The 17,400-nt window shown below is 70.6% G+C and carries 18 protein-coding genes; 9 read left to right on the top strand and 9 right to left on the bottom strand.

Going from position 1 to position 17,400, the window contains the following annotated elements; genetic code table 11:
• Positions 1-5: 5 nt before the first annotated feature.
• Entirely contained in the window at positions 6-503 is a 498-nt protein-coding gene (locus AMY39116_RS0314565; protein ID WP_020418372.1) for a MarR family winged helix-turn-helix transcriptional regulator, read from the bottom strand.
• Between the two features lie 302 nt (positions 504-805).
• Here AMY39116_RS0314565 and AMY39116_RS0314560 point away from each other — a divergent pair, with 302 nt between their 5' ends.
• Positions 806-1,978, top strand: a complete 1,173-nt coding sequence (locus tag AMY39116_RS0314560) for a globin domain-containing protein (RefSeq protein WP_193354354.1) — start codon at positions 806-808, stop codon at positions 1,976-1,978.
• Positions 1,979-1,988: 10 nt separating this feature from the next.
• Complete coding sequence (locus AMY39116_RS0314555) at positions 1,989-2,696, top strand: dienelactone hydrolase family protein (protein WP_020418370.1); 708 nt, start codon at positions 1,989-1,991, stop codon at positions 2,694-2,696.
• A gap of 55 nt (positions 2,697-2,751) precedes the next feature.
• Here the strand turns inward: AMY39116_RS0314555 and AMY39116_RS0314550 are convergent, their stop codons facing one another.
• The 6 genes from AMY39116_RS0314550 to AMY39116_RS0314525 form a co-directional block, all read right to left on the bottom strand.
• Entirely contained in the window at positions 2,752-3,180 is a 429-nt protein-coding gene (locus AMY39116_RS0314550) for a heat shock protein transcriptional repressor HspR (protein WP_020418369.1), read from the bottom strand.
• Positions 3,181-3,185: 5 nt separating this feature from the next.
• Positions 3,186-4,364: a molecular chaperone DnaJ gene (gene dnaJ, locus AMY39116_RS0314545; protein ID WP_020418368.1), complete on the bottom strand. Its 1,179-nt coding sequence runs from the start codon at positions 4,362-4,364 to the stop codon at positions 3,186-3,188.
• A 27-nt stretch (positions 4,365-4,391) separates the two neighbouring features.
• Positions 4,392-5,087, bottom strand: coding sequence for a nucleotide exchange factor GrpE (gene grpE / locus AMY39116_RS0314540; RefSeq protein ID WP_020418367.1), 696 nt, complete (start codon positions 5,085-5,087; stop codon positions 4,392-4,394).
• A complete protein-coding gene (gene dnaK / locus AMY39116_RS0314535; protein WP_020418366.1) occupies positions 5,084-6,940 on the bottom strand; it encodes a molecular chaperone DnaK in 1,857 nt (618 codons plus the stop codon). The genes grpE and dnaK overlap by 4 nt, the downstream gene beginning before the upstream one ends.
• 133 nt (positions 6,941-7,073) lie before the next feature.
• Complete coding sequence (locus AMY39116_RS42850) at positions 7,074-8,450, bottom strand: alpha/beta hydrolase (RefSeq protein WP_020418365.1); 1,377 nt, start codon at positions 8,448-8,450, stop codon at positions 7,074-7,076.
• Positions 8,447-9,124 (bottom strand): DUF4097 family beta strand repeat-containing protein, encoded by a 678-nt coding sequence (locus AMY39116_RS0314525; protein ID WP_020418364.1) that lies wholly within the window; start codon positions 9,122-9,124, stop codon positions 8,447-8,449. The genes AMY39116_RS42850 and AMY39116_RS0314525 overlap by 4 nt, the downstream gene beginning before the upstream one ends.
• A 148-nt stretch (positions 9,125-9,272) precedes the next feature.
• Here AMY39116_RS0314525 and AMY39116_RS0314520 point away from each other — a divergent pair, with 148 nt between their 5' ends.
• Positions 9,273-9,815 carry a YbhB/YbcL family Raf kinase inhibitor-like protein gene (locus tag AMY39116_RS0314520; RefSeq protein ID WP_020418363.1) on the top strand — a complete coding sequence of 181 codons (543 nt, stop codon included), beginning with the start codon at positions 9,273-9,275 and terminating at the stop codon, positions 9,813-9,815.
• Between the two features lie 179 nt (positions 9,816-9,994).
• Positions 9,995-10,258 (top strand): hypothetical protein, encoded by a 264-nt coding sequence (locus AMY39116_RS46105; protein WP_020418362.1) that lies wholly within the window; start codon positions 9,995-9,997, stop codon positions 10,256-10,258.
• Between the two features lie 43 nt (positions 10,259-10,301).
• Here the strand turns inward: AMY39116_RS46105 and AMY39116_RS0314510 are convergent, their stop codons facing one another.
• Both AMY39116_RS0314510 and AMY39116_RS0314505 read right to left on the bottom strand, forming a co-directional pair.
• The gene (locus AMY39116_RS0314510; RefSeq protein WP_020418361.1) at positions 10,302-10,862 is read right to left on the bottom strand and encodes a TetR/AcrR family transcriptional regulator; all 561 of its coding nucleotides are present in this window, start codon (positions 10,860-10,862) and stop codon (positions 10,302-10,304) included.
• Entirely contained in the window at positions 10,859-11,182 is a 324-nt protein-coding gene (locus AMY39116_RS0314505) for a multidrug efflux SMR transporter (RefSeq protein WP_020418360.1), read from the bottom strand. Before AMY39116_RS0314505 ends, AMY39116_RS0314510 begins: the two co-directional genes overlap by 4 nt.
• Positions 11,183-11,329: 147 nt before the next feature.
• Between AMY39116_RS0314505 and AMY39116_RS0314500 the strand changes: the two genes are divergently transcribed.
• The 5 genes from AMY39116_RS0314500 to AMY39116_RS0314480 all read left to right on the top strand — a co-directional run bounded on the left by AMY39116_RS0314500 (position 11,330) and on the right by AMY39116_RS0314480 (position 17,382).
• Positions 11,330-13,615: a (Fe-S)-binding protein gene (locus tag AMY39116_RS0314500; protein WP_020418359.1), complete on the top strand. Its 2,286-nt coding sequence runs from the start codon at positions 11,330-11,332 to the stop codon at positions 13,613-13,615.
• A 463-nt stretch (positions 13,616-14,078) separates the two neighbouring features.
• Entirely contained in the window at positions 14,079-14,792 is a 714-nt protein-coding gene (locus AMY39116_RS0314495; RefSeq protein WP_020418358.1) for a DUF742 domain-containing protein, read from the top strand.
• A gap of 20 nt (positions 14,793-14,812) precedes the next feature.
• On the top strand, positions 14,813-15,817 hold the full coding sequence (locus AMY39116_RS0314490; protein WP_020418357.1) for a cation diffusion facilitator family transporter: 1,005 nt from the start codon (positions 14,813-14,815) through the stop codon (positions 15,815-15,817).
• Between the two features lie 23 nt (positions 15,818-15,840).
• Positions 15,841-16,458: a hypothetical protein gene (locus tag AMY39116_RS0314485; RefSeq protein WP_020418356.1), complete on the top strand. Its 618-nt coding sequence runs from the start codon at positions 15,841-15,843 to the stop codon at positions 16,456-16,458.
• A gap of 54 nt (positions 16,459-16,512) precedes the next feature.
• On the top strand, positions 16,513-17,382 hold the full coding sequence (locus AMY39116_RS0314480) for a hypothetical protein (RefSeq protein WP_235716128.1): 870 nt from the start codon (positions 16,513-16,515) through the stop codon (positions 17,380-17,382).
• Positions 17,383-17,400 lie beyond the last annotated feature (18 nt).

Here is a 17,400-nt window from a genome sequence, read left to right as displayed (position 1 = left end):
GGGGATCACTTCCTCTTCTCCGCCGCCGGGTCCGGCGGGCAGGTGACCGGCGTCTGGCCGAGGGCCTCGCGCAGTCCTTGGTTCATCAGGGTCAACCGGGCGGTGAGTGCTTCGACCTCGTCGTCGGACCAGTCCGCGAGCGCGCGCCGGATGAAGTCGACGTGCAGCTGCCGCCACCGCTCGAGCTCGGCGCGGCCGGCTTCGGAGAGGCTGATCAGGCTGGCGCGCCCGTCCTCGGGCGCCGGCCTGCGCTCGACCAGCCCGGCGGCGGCCAGCTGGCCGATCTGCCTGCTGATCACCGAGATGTCGACCATCTTGCGCTTCGCGAGGTCCGACGGGCGGCTCTCGCCGTGCACGTTGAGATCGGACAGCAGCATGGCGGCCGCGGGGTGCAGGCCGTCGTGCTCGCGCTGCCAGGACTGGTTGATCCAGGCGTGCTGCAGCTGGCCGGCCGCGCGCAGCTCGCGCATCAGCTGGACGGCCTTCTCGTCGCGGTCCCCCATGGACCCACCTCCTGGTTGGTTGTCACATACAACTATAGGAGCAGTAGTTGTATGCCACAACTATCTAAGTTGGTGACTTGTCCCACTGATGGAGGGCATCTCCGAACCACCCGGAAGGAGCAACTTCGCGAGGATTGCGACGGAGGCGGTTACCCTGCGACGGATCGTGTTCGCATTACCTGGCTACGATTAACCGAGTAGGGTGGATTATTCATGATCTTTTCACACGCTCACGTGCTATTGCGTGTTCATGAATAATCGACGGCGAGCATGAACGCGCACTACGGAGCAGCCCCGATCCCATGACAGCCGACCCCGTCAGCCCCGTTCCCCGGTCCGTGCACCGGGAGGCGCCCCCTGCCGTCACCGCGATGGTGCGCCTGATCCGGGACTCCTGGGTCAAGGCGGAGCCGTACCTGCCCGAGGTGACGCAGTTCTTCTACGGGATGCTGTTCACCCTCGCGCCCGCGACGCGGGACTTCTTCCCGATCAACATGGAGGTCCAGCGCAACCGCATGGTGCGCGCGCTGGTGCACGTCGTGCAGATGGTCGACCAGCCCGACGACCTGGTGCCGTTCCTGCGGCAGCTGGGGCGCGACCACCGCAAGTTCGGCGTGGTGCCGGGCCACTACGAGGCGGTCGGCACCGCGTTGCTGGCGGCGATGAAGACGCAGCTGGGCCCGGACTGGACCGACGAGGTCGAGCGGGCGTGGGCGGAGGCGTTCACGATCATCGCCCGGCAGATGCAGGAGGCCGCGGCCACCGACACGAACCCGCCGAACTGGTCGGCGCGGGTGGCCGAGCACCGGCGGCTGAGCTGGGACCTGGCGATGGTGCGGCTGGAGCCGGAGCAGCACATCCCGTTCCGGCCGGGGCAGTACCTGAGCGTCGAGGTGCCGCAGCGGCCGCGGTTGTGGCGGTACCTGTCGCCGGCGAACGCCCCGCGCCCCGACGGCTCGCTGGAGTTCCACATCCGCGCCATCGAGGGCGGCTGGGTGTCGCGGGCGATCGTCAGCCACACCCAGGCCGGTGACGTGTGGCGGTTCGGGCCGCCGCTGGGGACGCTGGGCGTGGACCGGGAGAGCGGCCGGGACGTGCTGATGGTCGCGGGCGGCACGGGTGTCGCGCCGATGCAGGCGATGCTCGACGAGCTGGGCCAGTGGGGCGAGAACCCGAAGGTGCACCTGTTCTACGGCGGCCGGACGCGCGAGGACCTGTACGCGCTGGAGGGGCTGCGGATGGTCGCGTCGTGCAACCCGTGGCTGACGGTGACGCCGGTGGTGGAGAACGGGCCGGGCCTGGTCGGCGGCGAGCAGGGCACGCTGGCCGACGTGGTGACTCGGTACGGCGCGTGGCCCGGCCACGACGTGCTGGTGTCCGGTTCGCCCGCGATGATCCGGGCGACGGTTTCCCGGATGCTGGTGGCCGGAACGGCACTCGATCAGATCAGGTACGACCCGTTCACGATCGACTAGCCTGCGACGGATGGACATTCCTGTCGCAGACGGAACCATCCGCGGCTATCTGGCCACCCCGCAGAGGGAGGTCTCGGGCGAGCCGCCGTGGCCAGGGGTCGTGATCGTGCACGACGCGGTCGGCCTGTCGCAGGACGCGAAGAACATCACCGACCGGTTCGCCACCGCCGGATATGTCGCGCTGTCGCCGGACATGTACTCGCGTGGCGGGCTCGTGCGGTGCGTGAAGTCGGTGTTCAAGGAGCTGGCGGCCGGGAAGGGGCGGGCGTTCGACGACCTGGACGCGGCGCGGTCGTTGCTGGCTGCGCGGTCCGACTGCACCGGGCGGGTCGGGATCGTCGGATTCTGCATGGGTGGCGGGTTCGCCCTGGTGGCGGCTTCCCGGGGGTTCGACGCGTCGGCTCCGTACTACGGTCAGCTGCCGAAGGATTTGTCCGTTTTGGACGGTGCTTGCCCGGTGGTGGCTTCGTTCGGGAAGAAGGACTTTTCCTTGCGTGGGGCCGCGGCGAAGCTGGAGCGGGAGTTGTCGGCTCGGGGGGTGCCGCATGACGTCAAGGAGTACCCGGGGGTTGGGCACAGTTTCGCCAATCAGTTCCACGGGCCGGTCAATGTGCTGCTGAAGATCGCCGGGATGAGCTATGACCGGGAGGCCAGCGAGGACGCTTGGCGGCGCGTATTGGCCTTCTTCGCGGAGCACTTGGGGCGCGAGGCGGCGTAGAGCGCGTTCTGCTGAAAGAAAGAAGGGCCCCGCGTGCTGCGGGGCCCTTCGTCGTTTATCGCCTTCGGCGTGGTTTCCACACCACCAGGGCGGTTTCCTGCTTCATCGGCACCAGGTCCTTGCGGTAGGAACGGTGCACGGCCGCCGCGGCTTGTTCGGCTGCGGCGTACGCGGTGGCGAGTTCTTCGGTCAGTTCGGCGATCCGGGACTGCAGCGCTTCGACCTGGTTCTCCAGCTCGATGATCCGCTTGATGCCCGCCAGGTTGACGCCCTCCTCCTGGGACAGGCGCTGCACCTCACGCAGCAGCGCGATGTCCCGCATGGAGTAGCGCCGCCCGCCGCCCGCGGTCCGGCCCGGGGAGACCAGGCCCATGCGGTCGTACGAGCGCAGGGTCTGGGCGTGCAGGCCGGACAGCTGAGCGGCCACGGAGATCACGAAGACCGGCGTCTCTTCGTCGGCCCCGTGCGGCAACCCGCCGAACACCTAGATCAACCCCTTTCGCGGAGCAGCTTCGTGATCTCCGGGCGCGGGTCGTGCTTCTCGGCGATCTTGGCGTACGCCTCGAGCGCCTCCCGCTCCGAAGACTCCAACCGCGACGGCACGGCCACCTGCAACGTGACGAGCAGGTCGCCCTGCGAACCGTCCCGCTTCTTGATGCCCTTGCCGCGCACCCGCAGGACCCGGCCGCTGCCGGTGCCCTCGGGCACCTTCACCGAAACCTTCCCGTCCAGCGTCGGCACGGTGATCGTCGCACCCAGAGCCAGTTCGGGGTAGCTCACCGGGACCGTGATCGTCAGATCATTACCCGACCGGCCGAACACCGGGTCCGGGTTCACGTGCACCCGCACGTACAGGTCACCGGCGGCCGCGCCGCCGCGGCCCGGCTCGCCCTGGCCGGCCAGCCTGATCCGCTGGTTGTCGTCCACACCCGCAGGCACCCGCACGGTCAGCGTGCGCGTCTGGGTGCTGACACCCTCGCCGCCGCACTCCGGGCACGGGTCGTCGATGATCCGGCCGCGGCCACGGCAGTCCGGGCACGGCTCGGAGAACGCGAACGCCCCCTGGCTGCGGCTCACCAGCCCGGCGCCCTTGCAGGTGGGGCAGGTGCGCGGCGTGGTGCCCGGGCGGGCGCCGTTGCCGTGGCACGTCGAACACGTCGCCGGGCTGGACAGCCGCAGCGGCAGCGTCGCGCCCTTCACCGCCTCGGCGAAATCGATCCGCACGTCCGTCTCGACGTCGGCGCCGCGCTGGCCGCGGGCGCCCGGGTTCTGCTGGCCCCGCCGGCCGAACAGGCCGCCGAGGATGTCGCCGAGCCCGCCGAAACCGCCCTGCGCGCCCGCGCCCGCGGTCTGCCCGAAGATGTCGCCGAAGTCGAAACCACCGGTGCCGCCCGCGCCGGGGAAGCCGAAGCCACCCGGCCCGCCGCCCGAACCGAACAGCCGCCGCGCCTCGTCGTACTCCTTGCGCTTGGCCGGATCCGACAGCACGCCGTAGGCCTCGGACACGGCCTTGAACTTCTGCTCGGCCTCCGTGTTGCCGGGGTTGGCGTCCGGGTGGTTCTCCCGCGCCAGCTTGCGGTAGGCCTTCTTGATCTCGTCCTGCGAAGCGTCGGAGGAGACGCCCAGCTCACGGTAGAAGTCCTTACCGATCCACTCCCGTGCACTCACCGGACGTCTCCTCCTCTCGCCTGTTCGTTACTGCTGTGCGTTCTCATCCGACAACTGCTCGACCGGGAGCTCACCCTCGACCGGGGCCTCGCCCGGCTCGTGGTCGGTGACGCCGACCAGCGCGGCCCGCAGCGTCCGGTCGCCGAACCGGTAACCACGGCGCAGCACCGTCGTCACCGTCGGCCCCGACACCTCCGGCGAGGTGTTGTGCTGCACGGCCTCGTGCACGCTCGGGTCGAAGGGCTCGCCCTCCGCGCCGAACGGCTCGAGCCCGATCCGCTGCAGGCTCGCGACCAGCTTGTCCGCGACCGCCTTGAACGCGCCGGTGAGGTCGCCGTGCTGCTCGGCCCGCTCGAAGTCGTCGAGCAGCGGCAGCAGCTCGTTCACCACCGACGCCTTCGCGGCGCTGACCACGGCCTCGCGGTCGCGGTCGACGCGCTTGCGGTAGTTCGCGAACTCCGCCTGCAGGCGCTGCAGGTCGGCGGTGCGCTCCGCCAGTTCCTTCTCGACCTCGGACGGAGCCGCCACCGCGTCGTCCACGATGGACTCACCGAGCGACGGGCCCGCGTGGGCCGCCGGGGCTTCCGCGGCAGGCGCCTCGGAAGCCTCCGGCTGGGTCCGCACCTGGCCGGTCTCGGGGTCGATCTTGCGCCGGTCCCGCACGACCAGAGGCTCGGTGACCGGCTCCTGCTCGTCGATCTCGTTCGAGTGGCGTCCCGTCACTTCTTCTCGTCCTCGTCCACGATCTCGGCGTCCACCACGTCGTCCGCGCCCTTGTCGCCGGACGCGCCCGCCGCACCCGAGTCAGCGCCCGGGTTGGCGCCACCGGCCTGCTGCGCGTTGGCGTACAGGGCGGTGCCCAGCTCCTGCGACGCGGTGTTCAGCTTCTCGATGGCTTCCTTGATCTTGGCCGTGTCGGTGCCCTTGAGCGCCTCGTTGGCCTCGTCGATCGCGGTCTTGACCTTGCCCTTGAGGTCCTCGGGCAGCTTGTCCTCGTTGTCCTTGACGAACTTCTCGGTCTGGTAGACCAGCGTCTCGGCCTGGTTGCGGGTCTCGGCCTCCTCGCGGCGCTTGCGGTCCTCCTCCGCGTGCGCCTCGGCGTCCTTGACCATCCGCTCGATGTCCTCCTTCGGCAGCGCGGAGCCACCGGTGATGGTCATCGACTGTTCCTTGTTCGTGCCCAGGTCCTTCGCCGTGACGTGCACGATGCCGTTCGCGTCGATGTCGAAGGTGACCTCGATCTGCGGCACGCCGCGCGGGGCCGGCGGGATGCCGGTCAGCTCGAACATGCCGAGCTTCTTGTTGTGCGCGGCGATCTCGCGCTCGCCCTGGAACACCTGGATCTGCACCGACGGCTGGTTGTCGTCCGCCGTGGAGAAGATCTCGGACCGCTTCGTCGGGATGGTCGTGTTGCGCTCGATGAGCTTGGTGAACACGCCGCCCTTGGTCTCGATGCCCAGCGACAGCGGGGTCACGTCGAGCAGCAGGACGTCCTTGACCTCACCCTTGAGCACACCGGCCTGCAGCGCGGCGCCGACGGCGACGACCTCGTCCGGGTTCACGCCCTTGTTCGGCTCGCGGCCGCCGGTCAGCTCCTTGACCAGCTCGGCGACGGCGGGCATGCGGGTGGAACCGCCGACCAGCACCACGTGGTCGATCTGGCCGACCGAGATGCCGGCGTCGCGGATCACGTTGTTGAACGGCGCCTTGGTGCGGTCCAGCAGGTCGGAGGTGATCCGCTGGAACTCCGCGCGGGACAGCGTCTCGTCCAGGAACAGCGGGTTCTTGTCCGCGTCGACCGTGATGTAGGGCAGGTTGATGTTCGCGCTGCTCGAGCTGGACAGCTCGATCTTCGCCTTCTCCGCGGCCTCGCGGATGCGCTGCAGCGCCATCCGGTCCTTGGTCAGGTCGATGCCGTGGCTGGCCTTGAACTTGTCCACCAGCCAGTCGACGATGCGCTGGTCCCAGTCGTCACCACCGAGGTGGTTGTCACCGCTGGTGGCGCGCACCTCGACGACACCCTCGCCGATCTCCAGCAGCGACACGTCGAAGGTGCCGCCACCGAGGTCGAAGACCAGGATGGTCTGCTCCTTCTCGCCCTTGTCCAGGCCGTAGGCCAGCGCGGCCGCGGTGGGCTCGTTGACGATGCGGAGCACGTTCAGGCCGGCGATCTGGCCGGCCTCCTTGGTGGCCTGCCGCTGCGCGTCCTCGAAGTAGGCGGGGACGGTGATGACCGCGTCGGTGATCTCCTCACCGAGGTAGGCCTCGGCGTCGCGCTTGAGCTTCATCAGCACGCGCGCGCTGATCTCCTGGGCCGTGTAGGCCTTGCCGTCGATCTCGGTCTTCCAGTCGGTGCCGATGTGCCGCTTCACGGACCGGATCGTCCGGTCGACGTTGGTCACGGCCTGGTTCTTCGCCGGCTGGCCCGTCAGCACCTCGCCGTTCTTGGCGAACGCGACGATCGACGGGGTCGTGCGGGAGCCTTCCGAGTTGGCGATGACCGTCGGCTCGCCGCCCTCCAGGACAGCGACGACCGAGTTGGTCGTGCCGAGGTCGATGCCGACCGCTCGCGCCATGGTGTGTTCCCTCCTGGTCATGCTGTGTGCGCAGCCCCGGTGAGCTGCGGTTTCGCGCCCGCGTTGAGCGGGTGGTACTCAAGTTCTATCTCGGGCGCGTGTCGGGCGTCAATCAGACTTGAGTGCTGCCCGCTCAACCTTTCTGACAGGGTAACGAGCGGGTCTGCGGTGTTGTTCCCGGCGTACCCGAAATCAGGTAGGCCGCCTCGTGGGACCGCGCACAGGCGGAGTTGTAGACCCCGGTGTGGCCGTCCTCGGGGTCGGTGAGCAGCACGCTGCGCTCGATCCGGGAAGCGAGGCTGCGCGCCCAGGTCAGCGGCGTGGCCGGGTCGTGCTCCCCGCCGACCACCAGGATCGGCGGGGCCCCGCGAACGGGCTCGGCGTGCGGCGGGTTCGCCGCCGGGACGGGCCAGCCGAGGCAGCCCGACGCGAAGTCCCAGAACTCGGAGTAGCGCCAGCTGTGCGGCGCGGCTTCCCGGACCCGGTCGGCCGTCCGGCGCAGGTCCGCCGGGCCGGTGAAGGGTGACGGGAAGTCCTGGCAGCCGACGGCCCGGTAGGCGGGGTACTCGGCCGAGCCGAAGGGCATGGCCGAGGTCAGCGCGCTCGCGTCCGCCGGCGCGGCGCGCAGGGCGTCGGCCAGCCGCGGCCACAGCTGCGGGAAGTAGAGGTGCGAGTAGACGCCCGCGGCCAGCTCCTCGGGCGTGGCGTTGCGGCCGAGCTGCGCGGAGGGCGCGCCGGTGGTCATGAGCGCGTCGTAGCGGGCGAGCACGTCGTCGTCGCCGCAGTTGCTCGCGCACCACCGGGCGAAGCGCAGCAGGGCGTCCTCGGTGGCCGCGGCCGCGTCGAGGACGGCCTGCCGCATCGGCAGGGCGTGGTCGACCGCGCCGTCCAGGACCATGGCACGCACGTGGTGCGGGTGGCGGGCGGCGTAGAGCGCGCCGATCTCGGTGCCGTACGAGGCGCCGAGCCAGGAGATCCGCTCCTCGCCGATGGCGAGCCGGATCCGCTCGACGTCCTCGGCGACGGTGGCCGTGTCGACGTCGCGGGGTCCGCGGCAGCCGAGGCCGGCGTTCCGGTTGTGCGCCGCGAGCCGCGCGTAGCCGGCGTCGTCGGCGGGGAAGCGGCTGACCGCGGGGTCGTGCACCGGGCCGCATGTGATCGCCGGGGTGCTGCCGCCGACGCCGCGCGGGTCGAAGCCGATGACGTCGAACCGCCGGGTGAGCTCGGCGAACTCCGGCGTGGCGAGGCCGAGCCCGCCGTACGCGACGACGTCGGCCCCGGATCCGCCCGGGCCGCCCGGGTTGACCAGCAGCGAGCCGATGCGGCGGGCCGGGTCGAGCGCGGGCAGGCGGGCCAGCCGCAGCGTCGCGCCGGGCACGTCGAGCTCGGCGCACTGCAGGCGCTGCGCGGTCTGCGGAGTGGCGCAGTCGCGCCAGGTCAGAGCGGGCGCGGCGGGGGTGGCGGCGGGTGTGACGAGCAGGGTGGCGGCGAGGGCGAGTGCCGGGATCATGCCTGCTTCACGCTCGCGTCGCCGCTGGAGGTGCTGACGTCCAGGACGTACGGGGCCGACGGGTCCTGGACGACCTCGATCGACCGGTCGCCGCTCCTGGTCTCGCCGGTGACCCGGTAGCGGTCGGCGGGCACGACGACGCGGACGTCGCCGCTCTGGGCCTCGGCGCGGACGTTCTGGGCGGTGGCGAGGTCGACCTCGATGCTGCCCGACTTGGTGCGGGTCGTGACCGGGCCGGTGACGTCTTCGACGCGGATGTCGCCGGAACTGGCGGCCAGGTCGACCGCGCCGACCCCGTAGACGGTGAGGTTGCCGGAGCGGACCTCGCCGGTCACGGTGGTCCCGCGTGGGACCACCACCTCGTAGTCGACGGTGCAGTCCCCGCCGCAGCCGTCGAGGACCAGCTGGGCGCCGTCCAGGCGGAAGGCGCGGGCGGGCTGGTCGCCGTCGTAGTGGAGGACCTGGTTGACCGACGTCGTGGCGGTGTCCTCGACGCGGATCCGCACGTCACCGGAGTTGTTGTCGATGCGGACCGAGGAGACCGGCTGGGCGACGGTTTCGGTGATCTCGGCGCGGTCCGAGATGCGCCACCAGTTCCAGTTCCACCCCAGTGCGAGCCCGATCCCGGCGACGATGAGCGCGATCCCGCCTATCGCGAGTGCCGGCTTGCGCATTGCGTCCTCCCCAGTGAACTTTGCTGTGCCGGTCACGCTATGGCCTGCGCGGGGCGCGCCGGTATCAGGGAAGCCCCCGGTTCGTCCCGGGGGTCACCCCGAACGGCACTAGGGTGATCACCGGCCACTCTGTGACGAGGAGGAATCGATGCCACAACCACCGAATCCGTACGAGTTCCTGCCGTCGGTGCCCGCCTTCACGGTGCGCAGCGACGACGTGGCGGACGGGGAGACGCTCGCGGCGCCGCACCTCAGCGGCATCTTCGGCGTCCCGGGCGGCGAGGACCGGTCGCCGCACCTGGCGTGGGAGGGCTTCCCGGCCGAGACCAAGAGCTTCGCCGTGACCTGCTACGACCCGGACGCCCCGACGGCCAGCGGGTTCTGGCACTGGGCGGTGTACAACATCCCGGCCTCGGTGACCTCGCTCCCGTCGGACGCCGGGGACGCGTCGGGGTCCGGCCTGCCGTCCGGCGCCGTGACGGTGACCAACGACGGTGGCGTGCGGCAGTTCCTCGGCGCCGCGCCGCCGCCGGGGCACGGGCCGCACCGCTACTTCTTCGTCGTGCACGCGCTGAACGTGGAGTCCCTGGACCTCCCCGAGACGGCGACGCCCGCGTTCCTTGGCTTCAACATGTTCGGGGCGACGCTGGCGCGCGCGATGGTCGTGCCGGTGTACGAGAACAAGGGCTGAGTCCTTTCACCCCCGGATGAGGCGCCGTGGCGGCGGCCGCCATGGTCGCCGGACCACGGGAGGCGGGATGTCCACGACCAGCGCGGTGAAGACCGGCGGGGTGCTCGGCACCGCCTGCGCTCGTCGGGGCCGCGAGATCGTGAGGTCCGGCGCGCTCGGCGACGTCTTCGGGCCGCCGGATGTTCGTGCTGGGTCTCGGGCTGTTCGTGGTGTCGTGCGCCCTGATGGCGCTCGCGCGCGGCGGGTGGATGGTCGTCGTCGGCCGGGTCGTGCAGGGTGCCGCAGGCGCGGCCTGGTGGTCGGTGCCCACCGTGGTCTGCCTTGCCGTCACGGCGCTCGCCTTCCCGGTGGTGGAGCGCCGGATGGCCCCGCCGCTGGTCGACCTGCGCTGCTGCGGAACCCGGTGCTGGTCGGCGCGACGCACCCAGCGGCCGAACGCGTGACCGCGACCGCGGCGGTCGCCACACGGTGCCGGTCCCGCGCTGATCACCGGGGTTTCAGCAGGTACTCCACGGTCGGCCGGAGCTCCTCGGCGGTCGGCGGCTCGTCGTCGATCAGGCCCTGGATCAGCAGCCCGTCGATCCCGGCCAGGAACACCCGCAGCGCCACCAGGTCGTCCGGCCGCACCATCGTGGTCAGCACGTCCAGCCACCGCCGCGCCGCCGGCCGCAGCTCCGGCCGGCGCGCGGCCAGCAGGTACAGCTCGTACTCCGCCATCGTCCGGCCCCGCCGCGGGCCCAGCGCCTCCGCGAGCAGCGTCGCCACCTCGGACGCGCCCCGGCTGCCCCGCGACCTGGCCCGGTCGATCGTCCAGTACACCTCGGTCGCCATGTCGCGCGCGCACGCGATCAGGGTCGCGATCAGCAGGTCGTCGAGCGTCTCGAAGTGGTAGGTCGTGGACGTCGTCGGCACCCCGGCCTCGGCCGCGACCGTCCGGTGCGTCACCCCAGCCACGCCGTCCCGCTCGATCACCCGCAGCGTCGCGTCGATGATCTCCTGCCGCCGCTTCTCGCCGCGGGCCCGCCGCCCGTCGCGCTGGGGCTTCACGCCGAACCCACCTCGATCAGCACCACACCGCCGATGACCAGTGCCAGTCCGGCGACGATCGTCGGGTTCACCGGCTCGCCCAGGAACAGCACGCCGATGATCGCGACCGCCGCGACGCCCACCGCGGCCCAGATCGCGTACGCCACCCCGACCGGCATCCCGCGCTTCAACACGCTCGCCAGCGCCGCGAAGGCGACGAGGTACCCGGCCACGACGATCACCGACGGCCACAGTTTGGTGAAGCCCTCGGACAACTTCATCGAAACAGTGGCGGTGACCTCGGCCGCGATGGCCAGAGCGAGCAGCAGATAGGCGACCATCCCGCCAAACTACCGGTACGATCGTCCCGATATCCAGCGAGTCCTACGCCACACTCGTGGGACTCAACTCGCGCCGATCGGTTACTCATGAGTAAATCCGGTTAGGCTCCCGCCAACCCACCACATCACGGACGAAAGGCCCCGATCATGGGTGCACTGCAGATCACGCTCGGCGTGGTCGGCGTCGCCGTAAGCATCGTCGCTTGGATCATGTTCGGCACCGGCGTGTACCGGATGGTCCGGATCATCCGGCTCGGTCAACCGGACGCGACGCGCAACGGCCCGTTCGGGCCGCGCATCATGACGCTGATCAAGGAGTTCGCCGCCCACACGCGGATGAACAAGTTCCGCCACGTCGGCCCGTGGCACTGGCTGGTCATGTGGGGCTTCCTGATCGGCTCGCTGTCCTGGTTCGAGGCCTACGGCGAGACGTTCGACCCGCACTTCCACTGGCCGATCATCGGCAACTGGAGCATCTGGCTGCTGCTCACCGAACTGCTCGGCCTCGGCACCGTCGTCGGCGGTCTCGCGCTGGTGATCATCCGCCAGCTGAACCACCCGCGCCGCGCCGACCGGCAGTCGCGCTTCGCCGGGTCGAACTTCAAGCAGGCCTACTTCGTCGAGACCGTGGTGATCGTCGAGGGTCTCGGCATCCTCGGCGTGAAGGCGTTCAAGATCTCCAGCGGCATCGAGGACCCGGCGCTGTGGACGAGCTTCGTCACGAAGCCGCTCGCCGAGATCCTGCCCGCCAGCACGGTCGCCGTCACGATCACCGCGCTGGTCAAGCTGCTGTCCGGCATGATCTGGCTCTACATCGTCGGCCAGACGCTCACCATGGGCGTTGCCTGGCACCGCTTCAGCGCCTTCTTCAACATCTACTTCAAGCGCGAGGCCGACGGCGGCACCGCGCTGGGCGCGCTGAAGCCGATGATGAGCGGGGGCAAGCCGCTCGACTTCGAAGAGGCCGACCCGGAGAAGGACGTCTTCGGCGCCGGCCAGATCGAGGACTTCAGCTGGAAGGGCTGGCTCGACTTCACCACCTGCACCGAGTGCGGCCGCTGCCAGTCGCAGTGCCCGGCGTGGAACACCGGCAAGCCGCTGTCGCCGAAGCTGGTCATCACCCAGCTCCGCGACCACGCCTACGCGAAGGCGCCGTACCTGCTCGCGGGCGGCAAGAAGGACGTCACGGGTGAAGAGGTCGGCCTGACCGGCGAGAACCCGTACGCCGGCATCGACGTGCTGGCGCTGGCCGAGGCCGAGCGCCCGCTGGTCGGCGACGACGGCGGTGTCATCGACCCCGAGGTGCTGTGGTCGTGCACCACCTGCGGCGCGTGCGTGGAGCAGTGCCCGGTGGACATCGAGCACGTCGACCACATCGTCGACATGCGCCGCTACCAGGTGATGATCGAGTCGAACTTCCCGACCGAGCTGAACGGGATGTTCAAGAACCTGGAGAACAAGGGCAACCCGTGGGGCCAGAACGCCAAGGACCGGATGGCCTGGGCCGAGGACCTGGACTTCGAGGTGCCGGTGTTCGACGGCGAGCTGGGCGACACCGAGTACCTGTTCTGGGTCGGCTGCGCCGGCGCGTTCGAGGACCGGGCGAAGAAGACCACCCGCGCGGTGGCCGAGCTGCTGCACATCGCGGGCGTCAAGTACACCGTGCTCGGCCCGGAGGAGTCGTGCACCGGTGACCCGGCCCGCCGCGCAGGCAACGAGTTCCTGTTCCAGATGCTCGCGCAGCAGAACGTCGAGGTGCTGAACTCGGTGTTCGAGGGCCGGGAGGCGGGCAGCCGCAAGATCGTCGCGACCTGCGCGCACTGCTTCAACACCCTCGCCAACGAGTACCCGGACCTCGGCGGGAAGTTCGAGGTCGTGCACCACACGCAGCTGCTCAACCGCCTGGTGCGGGAGAAGCGGCTGGTGCCGGTCGCGCCGATCGCCGACGACGTCACCTACCACGACCCGTGCTACCTGGGCCGCCACAACAAGGTCTACGAGGCGCCGCGTGAGCTGGTCGGCGCGTCGGGGGCGCAGTTCCGCGAGATGCCGCGGCACGGCGACCGGTCGATGTGCTGTGGCGCCGGTGGCGCCCGCATGTGGATGGAAGAGAAGATCGGCAAGCGGATCAACGTCGAGCGCGTGGACGAGGCGCTCGGCACCGCGCCGTCGAAGATCGCGACCGGCTGCCCGTTCTGCCGAGTCATGCTCACCGACGGTGTGACCGCGCGGCAGAACGACGGCAAGGCGAGCGAGAAGGTCGAGGTCGTCGACGTCTCGCAGCTGCTGCTGTCGGCGGTCAAGCGCCGCCCGCAGCCCGCGCCTGCGCCCGGTGCGGACTCGCTGCCGGCCGTCGAGTCGGACCCGCTGGAGGCCGACGCCCCGACGGACAAGGTGTCGACCGGCACGCCGCTGCCGACCGAGGACAAGTAACTTCCGGGGCACACGAAGGCCACCCCGCCGCGGCGGGGTGGCCTTCGTCGTTACCGCCCGCGGGACGGTTCGACGGGAGTGCCTCGGGTGCCGCGCGACCCGCCGGGGCGGACGTGCGGCCGGGCGGGCGCCTTCACCGTCACCACCCGCAGGGCCGCCACCGGCGGCGGATTGCCGCCCACCGCGCTGCGGAGTGGGTGCGTCGCTGGCCGCGCGGCTCGGTGGGGCGGCCGGTCGGGTGCGCTGCCGCACCGCGGGGCAGGTGCGCCGCCCGTGGGCGGGCGCGTCGCTGACTCCGAGTTCCACTCTCGCGCACGCGAGTTCCACTCCGCGCCAGTGCGTTCCGCACGGCGGGCGCCTTCACCGTCACCACCCGTTGGGGTCTCGACACCCGGGTTATCCTGTTCGTCACGCTGCCGACGCTGCCCGCGGAGGATGCTGACGCGCGCGAACGGGGCTGAGCATGGGAGTACCCGACGGGACCGGGCCGGCCGGTGAGCCGGTGGTCGCGCGCGCCGGTGCCCGGTTCCCGTCCGTGAAGCAGTTGCGGAAGCTGACCGGCGAACACGCCGACCCCCCTGGCCCGGAACCACAAGCTCCGGGCCCTGTCCCCGCCGAGACCACGACGACCAAACGGGCCGCAGGCGCGCGGTTCCCGACCGAGAAGCAGCTCGCTCGGTTCGGTGAACCGGAGCCGCGGCCCGCGCCCGAACCGGAGCCCGAACCGTTGCCGGACCCCGAACCGCGCGAGGAGTTCAAACCCTCGCCGCGGCCCCGCCCCGAGCCCGCGCCCGCCGCCGAGCCGGAGCCACCCGAGCTGCTCGACCCCGACGACGAGAACCGGCTGCGCGTGCGGCCGTACGTGCTGACCAAGGGGCGCACGCACTCCGTCTACGAGCTGGCGATCGAGACGCTGGTCTCGGTCCGCGCCGACGCGAAGTGGACCGGTCCCGCGCTGAGCGCGGAGTACCAGCCGGTCCGCGCGGTGGTCGACACCCCGCGCTCGCTGGCGGAGGTCGCGGCGCTGCTGTCGATCCCGCTCGGCGTGGCCAGGGTGCTGTTGTCTGACATGGCCGAACTGGGGTTGCTGCACATCCACGGCATCGAACGGACCGCCGAGGGGCGCCCGCCGCTCGAGCTGATGAAGCGCGTGCTGGACGGCCTGCAGCGGCTGTGATCCGCTCGTAGGATCGGCCGGTGAGCGAGGAACCGGAGCGCCGGGACGCCGGCGGCGAAAGCACCCTCACCGTGTTGCTGGCGGGCGGGGTGAACCTGGCCATCGCCGTGATGAAGGCCGTGGCCGGCGTGATCACCGGTTCGGGGGCGATGCTCTCCGAGGCGGCGCACTCGGTGGCCGACACGTTCACCGAGATCCTGCTCCTCACGGCGCTGCGCCGGTCCGGCCGCCCGGCAGATGTCGTGCACCCGTTCGGGTACGGTAAGGAGCGGTACTTCTGGTCGCTGCTCGCGGCGGTGTCCATCTTCGCCTCCGGTGCGACTTTCGCCCTGTACGAAGGTTTCTCGACGGTGTTCGGGGAGCCGGTGGAGCAGACCAGTCCGATCGTCGGGTACGTCGTGCTGGCGCTGGCGTTCGTCCTGGAGTCGGTGTCGTGGTCGCAGGCGTTCCGCCAGGTGCGGCGGGGCGCGGCGGAGCAGAACCGGACGATCTGGAAGTTCCTGCGCTACATCGACGATCCGGCGCCGAAGACGGTGTTCCTGGAGGATTCGGCCGCGCTGATCGGCCTGGTGCTGGCGTTCGCCGGGTTGTTCCTGCACCACGTCACCGGTTCCGCCGTGTACGACGGGTTCGCGTCGATCCTGATCGGCGTGCTGCTGGCCGTCGTTGCGTACGTGCTCGGCCGGACGAACCTGCGGCTGCTGATCGGGCGGCAGGCGGATCTGCCCGTGCTGCGGGGGATCCGCGAGCACCTGGCCGGGGCGCCCGAGATCGAGTCGGTGGTCGACCTGCAGACGATGCTGCTGGGGACGGACCAGATCCTGGTGTGCGCGCGCGTGGACTTCGACGACGCGCTCGGGGCGGCGGACGTGGAGCGCGCGTGCGTCCGCCTCGCCGCCGAGCTGCACGACGAGTTCTCCGACGTCACCGAGGTCTTCATCGAGCCCGTGCCGCGCAGCGATCCCGAGCTGCGCGCCGCGGTACTTGCGCGGTACGGCGAGATCGCGAAACGCTACGGGCGGTAGGTGACCTCGCTGGGGAGGGCGGAATGTCGCGTCGGTGGCTGCTGGTCTTCCCCATGCTCTTCGCGCTGGCCCTCGTGACGTTGCCGCTCTACGGGGAAGCCCTGTTCGAGGACGAGCCGGTGTCCTCGGAACCGGCGCCGGTGCTCCCGCCGAACCCGTGCCCGGTCGGCCGCCCCGACGCCGAGGTGCGGCACCCCAACGCCTACACCGACCGCGCCGCGCCCTACAGCGGCAGCGGAGTGCACCCCGTGCTCTTCGTCAACGCGGGAGATGGCGTCGGCGATGTCGGCCGGCCCTACGACACGTGGAGCCTGCGCGTGCCCGTCGAGTGGGACGCCGAAGGCGAGCCGGAGTCCGCGGTGCAACTGATCGTCTGCGAGTACGCCGTTTCGGCCGGCGAGGTCGCGACCACCTGCACGTACGGCGGAGCCCACGAGGTGGATTTCCTGCGCACCTCCTACGCCTACCGCGTGTTCGAAGCGCGCACCTCCCGGCCGGTCGCGGAGTTCACCCTGGAGAGCGGGGACGTGTGCCCGAGCTCGGTCGCCGCGGACAACGGTGGCCGCCCGGACTACCGGATGCTGCAAAGCCCCCGCGAGGAAGATCTGGTGAACGCACTGCGCCCGCTGGTCGAAACCTGACGAGGCGATAGTGTGCGCCTCACCAATTCGATCATCGATCTGTGGGGAACCGACGTGCGTAAAGTCCTGAGCCTCGCCGCCGCGTTCGTGGCGTCGACGGCGCTTCTGGCCGTGCCCGCGCAAGCCGCCGAACTGCCCGACGGCATGACCGCCGGGTACACGGTGCTCGACCGTGAAACCGGTGCGGTCCATGCCGCGAACGAACACCGGCAGTACCGGTCGGCCTCGCTGGTGAAGCTGTTCATCGCGCTGGACTACCTCGAATCGCACGGGCCGGACTACGAGATCCCGGCGGACGACCTCGCGCTGCTGGAACCGATGCTGCGCTCCAGCAACGACGACGCGGCCAGTGTGCTGTGGGTGCGCGACGGCTGGGAGGAGATCGTCAACCGGATGGTCGCGAAGATCGGTCTCACCGACACCGCGCCGCCGCCCGCCGAGAAGCGCGGCACGTGGGGCTACACCGCGGTCAGCGCCGCGGACATCGCGAAGACCTACTCCTACGTCCTGGAGGAGGCGCACCCGAAGTTCCGCGACTTCATCATGGACAACCTGGAGCAGTTCACGAAGTGTGGCGACGACGGGTTCGACCAGTCGTTCGGCATCCCGAGCGCGCTCCGGCGGCCGGGCGCGGTGAAGCAGGGCTGGTCCGGCTTCGGCGCGGCACCGGCCCCGGGCGAGGAGTGCGTTTCCGAGAACACCAAGCGCGTGCTCGCCTCGCCCGAGGCCCGGTCGGCACTCGCCGTCGCCTCCAGCGGTGACGTGGACCTGACCAGCCGGGTCATGCACACCAGCGGCACTGCCGACGGCGACCGGCGCATCGTCGTCGTCCTCACCTCCGAACCGACCACGCTGAGCTGGGCGGACTCCGCGGACCGGATCACCGGTCTGACTCGCGCCGTCTACCGGGAGGCCCTTGCGTGAAGCGCTGAATCAGTGCTT

This window comes from Amycolatopsis sp. ATCC 39116 (genome assembly GCF_000231075.2).
Classification (GTDB): Bacteria; Actinomycetota; Actinomycetes; order Mycobacteriales; family Pseudonocardiaceae; genus Amycolatopsis_E; species Amycolatopsis_E tucumanensis.
This window is presented reverse-complemented; position numbering and strand designations above follow the sequence as displayed.